The organism is Acinetobacter sp. SFD, from assembly GCF_001647575.1.
Classification (GTDB): domain Bacteria; phylum Pseudomonadota; class Gammaproteobacteria; order Pseudomonadales; family Moraxellaceae; genus Acinetobacter; species Acinetobacter pecorum.
Genome location: NZ_LSZJ01000015.1, coordinates 48,419 through 64,604, shown reverse-complemented (window position 1 = coordinate 64,604; position 16,186 = coordinate 48,419). Strand labels below are relative to the sequence as shown.

Sequence of the window (16,186 nt, the reverse complement as noted above, 5' to 3'; positions counted from 1 at the left end):
AAATATAACACTTCGCAACTATTTTCAGGATTAAACTCGCTGTAATTTTCCGTAAATAAATACTTTTGCCAGATGAATAAATCCATTAAAAAGTACCTTAGCGTAAAATTTCCAGCCCGGTTTACTCAGGCCAGTTAAACATTTAAATCGTATGCGATATACTCAGCCACACCCAATAAATGATAAAAATACAGAGAAATCTTATATGTTTCAGGATAAAAAGCTGGTCTGTTTTGATCTGGATGGTACGTTGATTGATTCTGTAGGCATCTGGAATCAGGTCGATGCAGCCCTGATTGATGAGCTCTCCAACAGAAAAGTCGATTTACATGAGATTCAGCAACAACGCGATCTTCAACTTACCGCCATGAGACATAGGCCAGATCCTTATCTGGAATATTGTGGATTTTTAAAAGAACAATACGGTTTTGAACCAGCTAAAGAAGAAGTAAAAAATCGTCGTTATACAATTTCCCGACATTTTCTGGATGATATCGTCGAGTTAAAACCTCGGGCCGACCTCCTGATTCAGGCTTTAAAACAGCAACAGATATCTCTGGCTCTGACCACCACCACCAGTTTATTCAATGTACAGCGCTATCAGGATAACAATCGAAATATTAATTCTAAAATCAGCTTTGATGAGGATTTTGCCTTGATTCTCACCCGTGAAAATGTCCAGAATATTAAACCTCATCCCGAGGTTTACCTGAATGTTTTGCAAGCCTTTAACCTTCGACCAGAGGAATGTCTAATTATTGAAGACTCTTTAGTCGGTGTAGAAGCAGCAAATCATGCGGACATCGAGGTGGTGGCAATTTATGATCAGCACTCCGCTCATGAAATAGATTTGATCAAAGCCAAAGCGAATTATTTTGTCGAAGATTTTGCTGAATTATTAAGTTTCCTCCCATAAAGCATTCCTAAAAAAAGATGTCATGCTTTATCCTTGCACATGACATCTTTGATTTTATCTTGTGCGTAAAATTCTCGCTGACTATTTGGCTTTTTTGTAGACTGAACCTGAACCGACCAGATTTCCGGTTTTCTCATCGATTGCGAAATCGACCATACCTGCACCTGCGTTCAACTGAAGCAGGCCATTTTCGCTCACTGCTGCGGGCATTGGATTCTTTTTCTCGGTTTTACCGGTTTCCTTATCTTTAATAGTATTGGTTATCAGATAATTTTTACCATTTTTGGAAATAACCAGAATATTTTCAAGTTTTGGATTTTCCATGGTGTTTTTCCAGTTGCCCTGATAATCTGGTGCTGGCGTTTCAGGGGTATTACAAGCTGTTAGAAGCACTAATAATGGGATTGCTGAAAAATATTTAAGATATTGCAAAATTGAGACCTTAGATGATAGAACGCGGCCATTATAAAAAGAAGGGACTGTGCCTAAACCATCAACTTGTAGGTGAAGCGTTTCGACCGTAATGAGTTTGTCTAACCTTCGTCATTTTTTTGAAAGTGATCTTCATATTCCATTCATGAACTGGGGTGATAAAAAAATCCTCAATAAACCATCCAAATCTATTGAGGAGTACCAAACTGGATAACTGAGAAACTTGAAATAATTAACTCATCAGCTTCGCCTTAAAGTAACTGAACACTGATTTTACTGCGTGAGTTTTTCCGGTAATTTGCTGATTCCATTCATTTGGCAAAGAACATTTTGCCAGTCTTACCCATACGGTAGAAAACTGTTTCATAAAGCTGGCTTCGTTGTAGTGAATACCATATTCTGCACAGAGTGCTTTGACCTTTGGAGCAACCTCAACATAACGGTTGGCCGGCATATCCGGGAACAGATGATGCTCAATCTGATGGCTCAAATTACCACTCAGTATATGCAACCATTGGGTACCGCTAAAATTGCTCGAACCACGAATCTGACGGACATACCATTCTGCACGGGTTTCCTTATCGGTATTGTCCATTTCAAAGGTTTCGGCATCTTCAGTGAAATGTCCGTTAAAAATAACAGCAGAAGCCCACAGGCTACGGATCACATTGGCAACGGCATTACCGGTAAATACTGGAATGGCATTTGGGCCAGCAATCAGCGGGAAAAATACATAATCTTTTAACACCTGACGGCGCATTTTTTTGCGTAAAGGAGCTGCTTCTTCCCAGACTTCTTTCCAGGTCTTGGTTTTATAGGCAATCACGTCTTCCAGATGCAGGCGCTGCAAGCCAACATACCATTCGAAAAACACCATTAACTGAATGCCCAATGGAATATTGAACAGGAAACGTGGTTCCCATTTTTGGGATTCACTGACTCGAATTAGCCCATAACCCACATCATGATCCATCCCCACAATATTGGTATAGGTATGATGAATATAGTTATGCGTATATTTCCAGTCATCGCCGGTTGAAATCGTATCCCAGTCATACGTCACACCATTCAGACTCGGATCATTCATCCAGTCAAACTGGCCATGCATGACATTGTGGCCGAGTTCCATATTTTCCACGATTTTGGAAAGACCGAGCAGACCTGTCCCAGCCAGCCATACCGGTGGTAACCAGCCAGCAAACATCAGCATGCCACGTGAGGCAATTTCACTATAGCGGACAAAGTTACGGATTTTATAAATATATTCGGCGTCTTTTTCCCCCAGATCATCCATGACCTCGCGGCGGATTGCATCGACTTTGGCACCAAATTCCTCAATCTGTTCAGGACTGAGAAATTGGCTTTTGCTATGTCGTTTAAAATCAATTTGCATATTCATGGGAGCACCTTCTTATAGTTTAATTAATGGCTTATCAATAGGTTATAGATTAATCACCACAGGACTCACTGCCTGGGAAATGCACAGTTTGATCTGGGTATTGTTGCCATGATCAACTTCACCGGTCAGGACGTTGCGTACCGAACCACTGACTTTGGTACAGGAACAGGTGTTGCAGATTCCCATCCGGCAGCCATATGCAGGACGCAGGCCTGATTTTTCAGCACTTTCCAGTAAAGTGGCCTGGGCCTGAAACTCTTGCTGCGATCTTAAAAACTGTACCGGCTGCGCCTTAATTTTCTCATCGACTGCAATCTGGAAATATTCTGAATGAAAATTGGCTTTCAAATCCAGTTTATCGATGATTCTCAGTGCAGCTTTCATCATCCCGGCAGAGCCACAGGCATAAATTTTTCGCTCTGCCAAATCTGGCACTAGCTTTTGTAATAAGCCTTGGGTTAGATGCTGCTGGTGTTCCAGCGTATTGAAATGGTGATATTTCAAGTTTTGATGCATTAAAGCCAAGGTTTTCAACTCCGCATGAAAAGCATCATCTCGAGTGAAATAAACTAGGTCAATCTGTTCCAGAGAATGAATGACCGCTTTTTGTAGCAAGGAATAAATTGCGGTAATACCACTGCCTGAAGCCAGAAATAAAATCGGCTGGGTGGATTTTTGCAATGTGAACTCGCCTTGGGGCTGAGATATTTCGACCACCGCACCAATTTGCATCAGGCTTAAGGCACGTGAAACTTTCCCCTGCTGTTTTACTGCAATAATCAGATCGCCATTTTTTAATACCGTCACTACTGAATAATGTCGCTGATGACGTACACCATCGAGCCTGATGGTCACTGCAATATTCTGGCCGGCCTGAAATGACTTGATGTTAAAATTATGATTCGGACGTAAATGAATCTTGAAAAAGTCAGGGCTGATAGCTTGAATACTCATAACAGCAGCTTTAACTTTTTTAATTGCCCAAGTTGGATGGATTTTTTCACCAATAAAATCAATGAAATCTTCCCGTATCCAATGCGGCTGATAGGTTGGCATGCTTGTCATTTTTATCCCCTTATCCGCAGACAGCACCATTAATGTACAACTGTCTAATTATTATATTGTTCAGGATAAAGAATTCTCATGCTCAGACCATGTCAATACAGGTCAAATTATGTGCTCAACCCCCACAATATAGCTTTTTGTCTAACAATATTCGCTAAAAGTATCGATTCCAACGCTATATCTTGAGAAAAAGAATTTTAAACTTGTACCTCTATCGAATGTTTACATAAAAAACTGACCTCTATTCGAGATCAGTTTGTTGAGTAGCATGTTAAGAGAACTCTTTTGAACTGGACGCTCTAACCTGCCGCCTGTTCCAAAAGAATGGTCCCATATAATTCACGCAGATCCTTTTTCAGCATTTTACCAGTACCACTCAGTGGAATCGCATCAACGAACACGACTCGATCTGGAACCTGCCATTTGGCAACTTTGTCTGCATAATAATCCAGCAGATCAGTCTCAATTAGCTGGCTGCCCGGCTTTATAATGGCAATTAATACGGGACGCTCATCCCATTTAGGGTGCTGGGCAGCAATCACGGCAGCCATCGCAATTTCCGGATGTCCCATGGCAATATTTTCCAGATCTACCGATGAAATCCATTCCCCCCCAGACTTGATTAAATCCTTGGAGCGGTCGCTGAGTTTCATAAAACCATCCTGATTCAGCGTGGCAATATCGCCGGTATCGAACCAGCCATCCTCTGTCAGTGCAGATTCTTCCTTGCCAAAATAATGACTGATGACCCAATGGCCCTTAACCTGTAAGTTTCCTGTGCTAAGTCCATCACGTTCAATTTCATGCGTACCTTTTTCTGCATCGATCAAACGTAAATCAATCCCGAATGGCGGACGGCCTTGAGACAGACGAATCTGCAGTTTTTCTTCATCCGACAGAGACAAATGTTTGGTCTTGAGCTGATTGGCTGTACCCAGTGGACTGATTTCCGTCATGCCCCAGGCATGGATCGTTTCGCAATTAAACTGTTCTTTGAACGCTTTGAGCATGGCCGGTGGGCATGCCGATCCGCCCACTACATTCCGTTTTAGGCTTTCCAGTTTTGAACCTGACTGATTTGCTGCTGCAATCAGCCCCTGCCAGATGGTCGGAACCCCAAGTGCTACCGAAACCTTATAGGTATCAATCAGGTTAACCAGACTTGTCCCGTCCAGACCCGGTCCCGGCAGGATCAGGGTACATCCCACCATCGCGGCAGCATAGGGAGTGCCCCATGCATTGACATGGAACATCGGTACGACAGGCAACATAATATCGGCAGCTGAGACATTTAATGAGTCAGGCAAAATAATTGCATAACTATGTAATACAGTAGAGCGATGGCTATACAGCACACCTTTGGGATTACCTGTGGTTCCAGAGGTATAACACAAGGAACTTGCCGAGTTTTCATCAATCACTGGCCATTCGAAATCTGCATTTTGTCCAGCCAGCAGGTCATCATAAAATTGTACTTCCGGAATCGCTTCTGTTACTGCCGGATCAGCCGCATCCAGACAGATGAAATGCTCTACAGAGGTCAGCAGTGATTTCACTGCTTTAATTAAAGGAACAAATGTCTTGTCGAATAGCACCACACGGTCTGCGGCATCGTTCATAATAAAAATCAGCTGTTCAGGAAACAAGCGCGGATTAATGGTATGACAGACCAGACCACTACCAGAAATGGCATACCAGGATTCTAAATGGCGGTGATTATTCCAGGCAATGGTTGCGACCCGATCTCCCTGCGCCAAGCCAAGTTGTTGCAGCACATTGGCAAAACGTTTCGAGTTTTGGTGAATTTCGCCCCAATTGGTAACTTTAATACTGCTATCAGTATTTTTGGAAATTACTTCGGTATCTGCATGATAGCGTCCTGCATGTTCAATCATGCTGCTGATCAGTAAAGGCTGAAACATCATATTTCCGAGCATTCTCCACTCCTTTGTGCTTGTTATTGGTCCGTGTATTGATATCGTTGTTATATATGCATGATGGCTCGGTCTGAGACCGTGACATAATTTTTATCATCATGTGGACTGAATTTAGCAAGGAAATCTGGGTTTGTAAGTATCGAATTGTGACAAATTTACAGAAGTGACTCTGGCGTATAAAATAAGAGCACGATTTATATAGAAATAAAAAAACTCTTCATAGAAAGACTGAGCCTGATATTCAGTTTAATAATCGTGTATTGATTGAATGTCGACTGGCTTAATACAGCTATCCCATTTAATGGTCATGTTTAATAGGGATACTGACCTTAGAAAAACAGTACAACAGGTTAATGTAACGCATGTTTGAAAATAAACTGACATCCACCCTAGTCTTAATTTGTTATATTAAGTATATTAAAATATGCTATAAATCAAGATAATTAGAACAGTCTTAGTTCAGAAAGTGTATGTATAAGTCTGAAAAGTTGGCACAGACCATCCGTCAAATGATTGAAAATGGCGTATGGAAGGCGTATGAAAAATTACCTTCCCTTCGTGAACAGGCACAATTATCCGGCTATAGTCTGATGACAGTACTGAATGCCTATCAGGAACTCGAAGCCCAAGGTCTGGTCTACGCCAAAGATAAATCAGGCTATTTTGTTGCAGAACGTGCCCAGCCATTTACTCGTAAACAGCCCGTCCAGATTGGTTTAAATTCCAGAATCCAAATCAACTCGGTAGTGTTTAATTTCTTAAAATCAACTCAGCCGGCCGAAATTGTACCTTTTGGTTCAGCATTTCCTAATGCAGAACTATTATATAACGCCAAATTCATGCAGATTCTGGCGCAGCAGGCCAAAAGAAAAAGTAGTTATAACAATCAGAATCACATGCCGCCTGGCAATCAGGACTTACGACAACTGATTGCCAACCGCTATCAACTACAAGGAATCCCATGTCATCCCAATGACATTGTCATTACATCTGGTGCACTAGAGGCATTAAACTTGTCCCTGCAGGCCTTAACTCAACCGGGCGATTTTATTCTGCTACAGCAAACCATATTTTATGGTGCCTGGCAGGCAGCCGAACGTTTGGGGTTGCAAGTGATTACGATTCCTGAACACCCACAATTCGGCTTTGATCTGGAATCATTTGAACAGGCTTTAAAACAGTATCCGATCAAGGTGTGCTGGCTAATGCTGAATGCACATAATCCGATTGGCTTTACTGTTAATCCGGAAATTAAGCAGAAAATTGCAGAACTTTTATATAAATATCAGGTGTATTTGATTGAAGATGATGTTTATCAGGAATTAAATTACGGTTCAGCCAAACCGCTACCAGTTAAATACTTTGACCAGCACCAGAAGGTGCTGCACTGTACATCTTTTTCCAAAACGCTGGGGATGGGTGCACGCGTAGGCTGGGTGTATGCCGGTCCATTTTCTGATGCCATTCAGCATTTACAGCTCATGAGTACTCTAACTGTTAGTCCCTTACTTCAAAATGCGCTGGTCGAGTTTATGTCGCACCATCATTATGAAAAACATCTAAGGCATTTAAGACAACATTTGGAAAAATATAAAAAGAAATTTTATCAGGAACTTAAAGCACGTTTAGGAAGCATCTGTGAAATTTACTATTATTCCAGTGGTTATTTTCTCTGGATCGAATTGCCTGAACAACTTGACGGTCAGGTTTTATATGAGCAACTGATTCAGCAGAATATTGCGATTGCCCCTGCACTGCTGTTTAGGCCGGATCATGCCAGCCAACATTATATTCGTCTGAATTGTTCTTATGAATGGACAGCCAGAATTGAAAATTCGATCAATCTGCTGGCAGAAATCATTCTTCAAAATCGCAAAAGCGTGGATTGATTCATCCACGCTTTTAAAGTGCTTCTGCTAGATTGCTAAAGTTTAGAAACTATAAATTGCGACTGCATTAACTCGGTTGTCTTCACCTTTAGTACTGCCATTTGGTGCTGCCACTACGGCTTCACGTTCACCATATACATATTCCAGGCCGAAACTCAAAGGTTTTGTTGGGCTATAGAAAACATTTGCCCAAGCTTGCCAGAGGTCTTTGTTAATAGCGGTTGGATTTGCGCTGGCAGCGATATATGCATTATCCTGGTCAAAATTCATATAGCCATAACCCAGTGTACCACGCAATTTCTCGTTAAATTGCTGAGTTAAACCTACTGAAATTGAATCAAATTCACTTTGTAAAAGATCACCATTCGTGGCTGCAATGACCCCAGGATTGGCATAAGATACAAAGCTGCTATCACCTTTGACGTGATAGTAGTCAGCTTTGAGCGTCGTACCTGGCACAAGATCATACTTGGCACCTAAACCTAGACCCCATGCGGTTTTTTCATCTTCGTTGATACGTTTTTCATGACCCATGGCCCGTGCACTGACTATAAAATTATCTGCCAACTTATGATTTAAACGTGCCGTTAAAGCAGGTAGACGCTGTTTGATAGAACCATCTTTCGGATCTTCTACTGCAAGGACCAGATTGGTAGCCGGGCTAAAAGTACTGGTATGACGTACTTGTGGCGTCCGTTTAATTGATCCGCCCGCATAAACCAGAGCATCTACAGTTTCCGGGATATAATCAGGTACCGCAAAGTTTGACCAGGTTTGACCAATCAACCAGTTAGCATAACTGATATACGCATGACGGATACGTAAGTTATCAAAGCCGGCACCACCCAAGAAGTCCACTTCAATTTTACCGCTCAGGGCTTTATCCCTAGCACCGACAGGTGTTTTAAAATCCATACCTAAACGGGTTGCAGACAGGGTTGACTTAAACTCATCACTACGTTCGCCTGTGCCTTCAAGTGGGACAGTATTAATCTGGTTATACATGCGGGTAGCTGAACCACCTTCAGCCTGATAAGAGGCATCCGCTCGGATATTACCGTATAAATTGAACTCGGCACCACTGGCAATTTTCATGACAGGTTTAGTTGCAGGCGTACTTACTGGTATTGGTGCTATTGCCACTGGGGCAATTACCATGGCTGTCTGAGCTTGCTGCTGTTCAACCAGTGCGCGTAATGCCTGAACTTCCTGGCGCAGCTGTTCAATTTCCTGTTGGTTCGACTGGGCTGGGGTTTGGGCTTGAGATGACAAACTGATGCCCCCTAAGCTCATTGCCATCATGCTCATCAGAACTGTGCGTTTGAATGTGATTTGTGGTTGATTAAATAATTGTGTCGTGTTCATCCTAAACTCGCTTTTTATTATGCGTCTCGATTCTAGCAACAGATCACCACTGGTTACGATGGCGATCTATATCATTGGGAATATTATCTTTATTGATTGAAATCTAACTTAATGTATCGCTTCTTTTGTCAATGGACTTGGCTTTACGCTAGACGTTGCAAGGACTTGGCCATCTACGGAAGTTTTTAAGTTCACCAGGAAAATTGCCAGCGCAGCGATCACGCCAGGAATCGCAATTGCAAAGAAGTTCATTTGATGCGGTAAATTCATGGTCAATAATGCGCCAGTAAGTACCGGACCCACAATCGCACCAATACGTCCAATGCCTGATGCCCAGCCCATGCCGGTAGAACGTACCGTCGATGGATAATACTGTGCTACAAAGGTATAGAGCAGGATTTGTGAACCAATCGTTGCAGCACCTGCCACAGCAATCAGGGTATACAGCACGAATTGCGGACTGTTAAAGCCAAGAAGAATCAATGCCATAGCACCACACAGGAACATAATGGTCAGTACTTTTTTGATATGGAATCTATCCGCAAGATAGCCGCCACCAATCGCACCCACCATTCCACCAATATTCAGGGCAAACAGGAAGATCATACTTGCGCCCAGCGAGTAGCCTGCCTGGATCATCAGTTTTGGTAACCAGCTGCCCAGTGCATAAACCATCAACAGGCACATAAAGAATGCCAGCCAGAACATGAAGGTACTGAAGCTACGGCCTTGTTGAAACAGTGCTTTTAATGGTGCTTCATCCCCTTTTTGCACTTCATTCAGTACAAACTGGGTATCACTGGTAATGACCTGTGTTGGAGAAATCTTTTGAATAATATGATGTACTTGAGCCGTTTGCTGCTTGTTAGTCAGATACATCAATGATTCTGGCAAGTATTTCCAAATCAATGGCAAAAGGAGCAGTGGAATACCGGCAAGCAGGAACATGATTTTCCAGCCAAATTGTGGCACCAGCCATGCACCCAGTAACGCAGAAGTCATCCCGCCAATCGCATAACCACTAAACATCAGGGCAACCAGCGTACTGCGAATACGTTTAGGAGCATATTCGGTCATCAATGCCACCACATTAGGCATCACACCGCCAATGCCAAGACCAGCCAGAAAACGTAAAATTCCAAATTCCACTGGAGATGTGGCGAAAGCCCCGATGAAGGTAAAACCGCTAAAAATCGCCACACAGATCATGATCGTCTTTTTACGGCCTAACTTGTCGGATAGCGTTCCGAAGGTCATGGCACCGAACATCATCCCGAATAAGGCGGTACTGGCCAGCAGTCCGGCTTGCACTGCGCTGAGCGACCATTCTTGCATCAGCAATGGTAATGCTACGCCGTAAATGACTAAGTCATAACCGTCAAAAATAATGATCAGCAAACACCAGATCAGTACCCCCCAGTGAAAGGGGGTAAACTTCGCCTCATCAATCAGCGTATTTATATTAACTTTATTTGTAGACATCTCCACCTCCAAATTGTGAAGTTCAATTTATGAATGCCACAATGGAGAAAATGCGTAAGAATGTCCAAAACTGAATAGGCATGCTTCTATACCTATAAAGTCTGGCTGAAGTTAAGTTGCTAAATTTATTATAAAATATATTATAATAATCTTAACTTAGCCTGTGCTTGCATTAATTTATCCGCTGTGCAGGATTGATTACGCTTCTAGATTGAACTATTAAAATACTGAACGATCGTACCTAATTGCTTCCAGATCATAGACTTGATAGACCGCATCAAACAGATAGCGGATGTATTCACTTTCATCCATGTTACGGATAGCCATGAATACTGGACTGACAGCGAACTCATCTAGAAGCGGAATGAAGTTCAGGTGGGCCAGTTTAATATTTTGTGCACTTTCCGGCACGATACAAATCCCTTCTCCGGCAGCTACAAAGCCTAGTGCCAACTGTAATTCACGTACGATACGGATATTTTTGGGTTCCAGGCCATACTCAGAAAAAATACCGCGGACCTGGGTGGCAAAATTCGCCTTGCCGCTATTGGGATATAAAAACAGTTGCTGATCAACCAGTTCAGAAAGATTTAAACCTTCTACCCGTTGCGCCATGCTATGACTGGAGTGTGCAGCGACCATCAGTCGTTCCTCACGCAGCAACACCCGTTTTACTGCCGGATCTGAAATTCTCAGACGCCCAAACCCTACATCAATCCGCCCTTCTTTCAGCGCCTGAATCTGTTCATGGGTATTCATCTCCATCATCTCGATCTTGAGATGTGGATGCTGCTGTTTAAATAAAAACAGAATGCGCGACAGCAAGCCAAACAATAAAGAGCCAACAAAACCGATAGTTATGGTCCGATCCGTAATGCCAATTCGCTTGGTCATCGACTTGATCTCTTCCGCATTAGACAAAAGTTTAACAGCGTGCTGGTAAAAGAATTGACCGGCTTCAGTAGTTTTTAGCGGACGGCTACCACGCTCAAAGAGCTGAATATCGAGCTCTTGCTCTAGATTTTGGATCTGTCGGCTCAAAGGTGGTTGAGCAATAAACAGTTTTTCTGCCGCTTTGGTAAAACTTTGTTCTTCGACGACGGCAACGAAGTAACGTAAATGTCTGAGTTCCATGGCACTGAATACCTTTAAAGTATAAAAAAATGCTAAATCGATCTTAGACCAATCAACATTATTCTTTTAAGGTATATCAAGTCAAAGCATTAAAGCAAGAATGTGAACCCGTATTATGTATAAGTCAGTTGAAACCTTGCTGGTAGAAATTCCAACCATTCGCCCTCACAAGATGGCAGTGGCAACGATGCAAACCCAGACCCTGGTATTGGTCAAAATCACCACTGAAGATGGTTACATCGGCTGGGGGGAAGCTACGACTATCGGTGGCTTGGGTTATGGTGATGAAAGCCCGGAAAGCGTCAAAGTTAATATCGAAACTTATTTCGCCCCACTTTTAAAAACATTATCCGGTTTAAATGTTGCACAGACATTACAAACAATCAAAAAGCACATTAATGGCAACCGTTTTGCCAAATGTGCAATGCAAACAGCACTTCTGGATATACAGGCACAACGTTTAGGTTTGCCATTAAGCGAAATCCTCGGTGGCCGCTTGCGTGACAGTATCCCGGTTCTTTGGGTATTGGCTTCGGGTAATACCGAAAAAGATATTGCCGAAGCAGAGAAAATGATTGCGGCAAAACGTCACAACATTTTCAAACTTAAAATCGGTTCTCGTCCGGTTGAAGAAGATGTTGAACATGCGCTTGCAATCAAGAAAGCGCTGGGTAAAGACATTTCAATCCGTGTTGATGTCAACCGTGCCTGGTCAGAACTGGAAGCCATTAAAGGAATTCAATTATTGCAAGATGGTGGTGTTGATTTAATAGAACAGCCATGTGCAATTGATAACCTGGACGCCATGCGCCGTCTGACCCGACGTTTTGATGTTGCCATCATGGCAGACGAATCGCTAATGGGTCCGCACTCAGCGTATGAGATTGCCAAACAAAATGGTTCATCTGTTTTTGCAGTCAAAGTTGCCCAGTCAGGTGGCCTGATTGAAGGTTGCGAAGTAGGCAAGATTGCCAAACTTGCAGGTATTGACCTGTATGGCGGCACCATGCTGGAAGGCCCTGTAGGCACGATTGCTTCGGCACATGTGTTCTCTACTTTTGAAAGTCTGGCATTTGGTACCGAGTTGTTTGGTCCTCTACTGCTGACTGAAGATATTTTGAAAACCCCACTCAACTATCAAAACTTTGAACTTGAGATTCCAAAAGGACCAGGTCTGGGGATTGAGTTGGATGAAAACAAGATTGACAACTTGCGTCGTCAGTAATTAGGAGAAACCCATGCTTTTTCAGGTACGTATGGATGTAAACATTCCACGTGATCTGCCAGTTGAACAGGCAAATGAAATTAAGGCTGTTGAAAAAGCCTATTCGCAGGAATTGCAGCGTCAAGGTAAATGGCGTCATATCTGGCGCATCACGGGCCAGTACTCAAACATCAGTATTTTTGATGTTGAAAGCAATGAAGAGTTGCACGACCTGTTACAAGGCTTGCCTCTCTATCCTTACATGAATATTGAAGTGATGGCATTAAACCGTCACCCGTCTTCAGTTCGAGATGACGACAGTTAATTGAATGAGCGGATCGGGAGTCACCGGACTCCCCTTCCAAATCGAAAACAGAGGGTATTTCAACAAGGATTGTGGCCAGCCAGATTTAGCCAGCCAATAAAAGCTAAAAAGTGCGCCACAAAAAGATGAAAAACATACTTTAGGAGCAATAGTATGAATCGCCAAGAAATTGATGCATTAGTTAAGCAAATGAACGTTGATACAGCGACAGGTCCTGTAGATGAACGTGTACAGCAAGTCGTTGTGCGTTTATTGGGTGATCTTTTCCAGGCTATCGAAGATCTTGATATTTCTCAGTCAGAACTATGGAAAGGCCTGGAATACTTTACTGATGCCGGTCAAGCGAATGAATTAGGTTTATTGGCTGCAGGCTTGGGGCTGGAACATTACCTAGACTTACGTGCTGATGAAGCAGATGCTAAAGCAGGTATTACTGGCGGTACGCCACGTACGATTGAAGGTCCGCTATATGTAGCTGGCGCACCTGAAACAGTAAGCTTTGCCCGTATGGATGATGGTTCTGAAGAAGGCAAAATCCCGACTTTAATCATTGAAGGTACAGTGACTGATACTAATGGCAATCTCGTTGAAGGTGCCAAGGTTGAAATCTGGCACGCGAACAGCTTGGGCAATTACTCATTCTTTGACAAGTCACAGTCTGATTTTAACCTGCGTCGCAGCATCATTACTGATAGCGATGGTCAATATACTGCATTAACGACAATGCCAGTGGGTTATGGCTGTCCTCCAGAAGGTACCACCCAGTTCGTGCTGGACAAATTAGGCCGTCATGGTAACCGTCCATCACACGTTCATTACTTTGTGTCTGCACCGGGTTACCGCAAGCTGACCACTCAATTCAACATTGAGGGCGACCAATACCTGTGGGATGACTTTGCATTCGCTACCCGTGAAGGTCTGGTGGCAACTGCGGTAGACGTAACTGATGAAGCTGAAATTGCAAAACGTGGCCTGAAAGGTCCTTTCAAATACATTCAATTCGATATTGAACTTGTGAAAGAGAAAGCAGACGCGCCTTCTACTGAAGTTGATCGTCGCCGCGCTAGCGCTTAATACACTATGGAAGCGGGATAAGTCTTGAGATATATCCCGCTGACTTCCCCCTGGAAAGTCGGAGAAAGGACATGCCTCGTATTCCCGTAATTAACACCAGCCATTTAGACCGTATTGATGAATTACTGGTTGATGATTTTGAATCTGGTGAATTTAAACTGCACCGTTCGGTATTTACAGACCAGGCCCTGTTTGACCTTGAGATGAAATACATCTTTGAAGGTAACTGGGTTTATCTCGCGCATGAAAGCCAGATCCCAAACAATAACGACTTTTATACTACCTATATTGGCCGTCAGCCGATCATCATTGCACGTAACCGTCAAGGTGAACTGAATGCCATGATCAATGCCTGTTCGCATCGCGGTGCACAGTTATGCCGTAACAAGAAAGGCAATAAAGCAACTTATACTTGCCCTTTCCATGGCTGGACTTTCAATAACTCAGGTAAGTTATTAAAAGTGAAAGATCCGGCTGATGCGGGTTATTCAGACTGTTTTAACCAAGACGGCTCGCATGACCTGAAAAAAGTAGCACGTTTTGAGAACTACAAAGGCTTCCTGTTTGGCAGCTTGAATCCGGATGTCCCAGCTCTGGAAGAATATCTGGGCGAAGCGACCAAAATTATCGACATGATCGTAGGTCAGTCTGAACAGGGTCTTGAAGTATTACGCGGTTCTTCGACTTATACCTATGAAGGTAACTGGAAGCTGACTGCAGAAAACGGTGCCGATGGTTACCACGTGTCTGCCGTTCACTGGAACTATGCTGCAACGACTCAACAGCGTAAAGAAAAAGAAGCTGGCGATAACATCCGTGCCATGAGTGCGGGTTCATGGGGCAAGCAAGGCGGTGGTTCTTACGGTTTCGAACACGGTCACATGCTGCTTTGGACTCAATGGGCTAACCCTGAAGACCGTCCTAACTTTGCCAAGAAAGATGAATACACCGAGAAATACGGTGAAGCTATGGCGAAATGGATGATCGAGCGCTCACGTAACCTGTGTATCTATCCAAATGTTTACTTCATGGATCAGTTCGGTTCACAAATCCGTGTGCTGCGTCCGATCTCTGTCGATAAGACGGAAGTCACCATTTACTGTATCGGCCCTGTAGGTGAAGAACCTGAAGCCCGTACCCGCCGTATCCGCCAGTATGAAGATTTCTTTAATGCTTCAGGTATGGCTACACCAGACGATCTGGAAGAATTCCGTGCCTGTCAGGCAGGTTATGCCGGTATCGCGCTGGAATGGAATGACATGTGCCGTGGTTCCAAGCACTGGATCCATGGCCCTGATGATGCTGCCAATGAAATTGGTTTAAAACCAAAACTGTCTGGCATTAAAACCGAAGATGAAGGTTTATACCTGGCTCAGCACCAGTACTGGTTAGAACTGATGAAAAAAGGTATTGCGACCGAGAAAGAGATTGCAGCATCAACTGAAGGAGAAAACGCATGAGCGACATCACTTTAGAAAATATTGCTCAGTTCCTGTATCAGGAAGCACGCTTTCTGGATGATGAACAATGGGATGACTGGTTAACTTGTTATGCCCCTACTGCTTCTTTCTGGATGCCAGCCTGGGATGATGATGACAAACTGACCACAGATCCACAGTCTGAAATCTCCCTGATTTATTACCCGGACCGTCAAGGCCTGGAAGACCGTGTGTTCCGTATCAAGACTGAACGTTCGTCTGCCACCATGCCGGATACACGTACCAGCCATAACATCAGCAATATTGAAATTGTTGAACGTGATGGCGACAAAGTAACCGTACGTTTCAACTGGAATACTTTGAGCTTCCGTTACAAAAACAGCTACAGCTACTTTGGTATGTCACGTTATGAAATCGATTTTTCAGGCGATAAGCCACAGATTTTAAGCAAATACGTGGTACTGAAAAACGATTACATCAATCAGGTCATCGACATCTATCACCTCTAAGACTGTTTTATTACAG

The 16,186-nt window shown here is 43.3% G+C and carries 14 protein-coding genes; 7 read left to right on the top strand and 7 right to left on the bottom strand.

Annotation, left to right across the window (positions count from 1 at the left end; genetic code table 11):
* The first annotated feature begins 205 nt into the window (after window positions 1-205).
* Window positions 206-916, top strand: a complete 711-nt coding sequence (locus AY605_RS12575) for an HAD family hydrolase (RefSeq protein WP_064096730.1) — start codon at window positions 206-208, stop codon at window positions 914-916.
* Between the two features lie 81 nt (window positions 917-997).
* On the opposite strand, the gene AY605_RS12570 is transcribed toward AY605_RS12575, so the two are convergent.
* The 4 genes from AY605_RS12570 to AY605_RS12555 all read right to left on the bottom strand — a co-directional run bounded on the left by AY605_RS12570 (window position 998) and on the right by AY605_RS12555 (window position 5,749).
* Window positions 998-1,348: a hypothetical protein gene (locus AY605_RS12570; protein WP_064096729.1), complete on the bottom strand. Its 351-nt coding sequence runs from the start codon at window positions 1,346-1,348 to the stop codon at window positions 998-1,000.
* 232 nt (window positions 1,349-1,580) lie between these two features.
* Entirely contained in the window at window positions 1,581-2,747 is a 1,167-nt protein-coding gene (locus AY605_RS12565; protein WP_064096728.1) for a fatty acid desaturase family protein, read from the bottom strand.
* A 42-nt stretch (window positions 2,748-2,789) separates the two neighbouring features.
* A complete protein-coding gene (locus tag AY605_RS12560; RefSeq protein ID WP_064096727.1) occupies window positions 2,790-3,812 on the bottom strand; it encodes a flavin reductase family protein in 1,023 nt (340 codons plus the stop codon).
* 299 nt (window positions 3,813-4,111) lie between these two features.
* Window positions 4,112-5,749: a long-chain-fatty-acid--CoA ligase gene (locus AY605_RS12555; RefSeq protein WP_064096726.1), complete on the bottom strand. Its 1,638-nt coding sequence runs from the start codon at window positions 5,747-5,749 to the stop codon at window positions 4,112-4,114.
* A 470-nt stretch (window positions 5,750-6,219) separates the two neighbouring features.
* Between AY605_RS12555 and AY605_RS12550 the strand changes: the two genes are divergently transcribed.
* Window positions 6,220-7,638 (top strand): PLP-dependent aminotransferase family protein, encoded by a 1,419-nt coding sequence (locus AY605_RS12550; RefSeq protein WP_064096725.1) that lies wholly within the window; start codon window positions 6,220-6,222, stop codon window positions 7,636-7,638.
* A 42-nt stretch (window positions 7,639-7,680) separates the two neighbouring features.
* Here the strand turns inward: AY605_RS12550 and AY605_RS12545 are convergent, their stop codons facing one another.
* The 3 genes from AY605_RS12545 to AY605_RS12535 all read right to left on the bottom strand — a co-directional run bounded on the left by AY605_RS12545 (window position 7,681) and on the right by AY605_RS12535 (window position 11,619).
* A complete protein-coding gene (locus tag AY605_RS12545) occupies window positions 7,681-9,003 on the bottom strand; it encodes a DcaP family trimeric outer membrane transporter (protein WP_064096724.1) in 1,323 nt (440 codons plus the stop codon).
* A gap of 108 nt (window positions 9,004-9,111) precedes the next feature.
* Entirely contained in the window at window positions 9,112-10,485 is a 1,374-nt protein-coding gene (locus AY605_RS12540) for an MFS transporter (protein ID WP_064096723.1), read from the bottom strand.
* Window positions 10,486-10,704: 219 nt separating this feature from the next.
* Window positions 10,705-11,619, bottom strand: coding sequence for a LysR family transcriptional regulator (locus tag AY605_RS12535; RefSeq protein ID WP_064096722.1), 915 nt, complete (start codon window positions 11,617-11,619; stop codon window positions 10,705-10,707).
* Window positions 11,620-11,734: 115 nt separating this feature from the next.
* Between AY605_RS12535 and AY605_RS12530 the strand changes: the two genes are divergently transcribed.
* The 5 genes from AY605_RS12530 (at window position 11,735) to benB (ending at window position 16,170) form a co-directional block, all read left to right on the top strand.
* Entirely contained in the window at window positions 11,735-12,844 is a 1,110-nt protein-coding gene (locus AY605_RS12530) for a muconate/chloromuconate family cycloisomerase (RefSeq protein ID WP_064096721.1), read from the top strand.
* Between the two features lie 13 nt (window positions 12,845-12,857).
* Entirely contained in the window at window positions 12,858-13,148 is a 291-nt protein-coding gene (gene catC, locus AY605_RS12525; RefSeq protein ID WP_064096720.1) for a muconolactone Delta-isomerase, read from the top strand.
* A 153-nt stretch (window positions 13,149-13,301) separates the two neighbouring features.
* Complete coding sequence (gene catA / locus AY605_RS12520; protein WP_064096719.1) at window positions 13,302-14,222, top strand: catechol 1,2-dioxygenase; 921 nt, start codon at window positions 13,302-13,304, stop codon at window positions 14,220-14,222.
* Between the two features lie 71 nt (window positions 14,223-14,293).
* A complete protein-coding gene (benA, locus tag AY605_RS12515; protein WP_064096718.1) occupies window positions 14,294-15,682 on the top strand; it encodes a benzoate 1,2-dioxygenase large subunit in 1,389 nt (462 codons plus the stop codon).
* On the top strand, window positions 15,679-16,170 hold the full coding sequence (gene benB / locus AY605_RS12510) for a benzoate 1,2-dioxygenase small subunit (RefSeq protein ID WP_064096717.1): 492 nt from the start codon (window positions 15,679-15,681) through the stop codon (window positions 16,168-16,170). Before benA ends, benB begins: the two co-directional genes overlap by 4 nt.
* Window positions 16,171-16,186: the final 16 nt, after the last annotated feature.

Excerpts from the sequence above, each read along its gene's own strand:
- AY605_RS12560 (WP_064096727.1), bottom strand. The coding sequence starts at position 3,812 with ATGACAAGCATGCCAACCTATCAGCCGCATTGGATACGGGAAGATTTC.
- AY605_RS12550 (WP_064096725.1), top strand. The coding sequence starts at position 6,220 with ATGTATAAGTCTGAAAAGTTGGCACAGACCATCCGTCAAATGATTGAA.
- benB (WP_064096717.1), top strand. The coding sequence starts at position 15,679 with ATGAGCGACATCACTTTAGAAAATATTGCTCAGTTCCTGTATCAGGAA.
- AY605_RS12545 (WP_064096724.1), bottom strand. The coding sequence starts at position 9,003 with ATGAACACGACACAATTATTTAATCAACCACAAATCACATTCAAACGC.
- AY605_RS12535 (WP_064096722.1), bottom strand. The coding sequence starts at position 11,619 with ATGGAACTCAGACATTTACGTTACTTCGTTGCCGTCGTCGAAGAACAA.
- catC (WP_064096720.1), top strand. The coding sequence starts at position 12,858 with ATGCTTTTTCAGGTACGTATGGATGTAAACATTCCACGTGATCTGCCA.
- AY605_RS12555 (WP_064096726.1), bottom strand. The coding sequence starts at position 5,749 with ATGCTCGGAAATATGATGTTTCAGCCTTTACTGATCAGCAGCATGATT.
- AY605_RS12565 (WP_064096728.1), bottom strand. The coding sequence starts at position 2,747 with ATGAATATGCAAATTGATTTTAAACGACATAGCAAAAGCCAATTTCTC.
- catA (WP_064096719.1), top strand. The coding sequence starts at position 13,302 with ATGAATCGCCAAGAAATTGATGCATTAGTTAAGCAAATGAACGTTGAT.
- AY605_RS12575 (WP_064096730.1), top strand. The coding sequence starts at position 206 with ATGTTTCAGGATAAAAAGCTGGTCTGTTTTGATCTGGATGGTACGTTG.
- benA (WP_064096718.1), top strand. The coding sequence starts at position 14,294 with ATGCCTCGTATTCCCGTAATTAACACCAGCCATTTAGACCGTATTGAT.
- AY605_RS12540 (WP_064096723.1), bottom strand. The coding sequence starts at position 10,485 with ATGTCTACAAATAAAGTTAATATAAATACGCTGATTGATGAGGCGAAG.
- AY605_RS12530 (WP_064096721.1), top strand. The coding sequence starts at position 11,735 with ATGTATAAGTCAGTTGAAACCTTGCTGGTAGAAATTCCAACCATTCGC.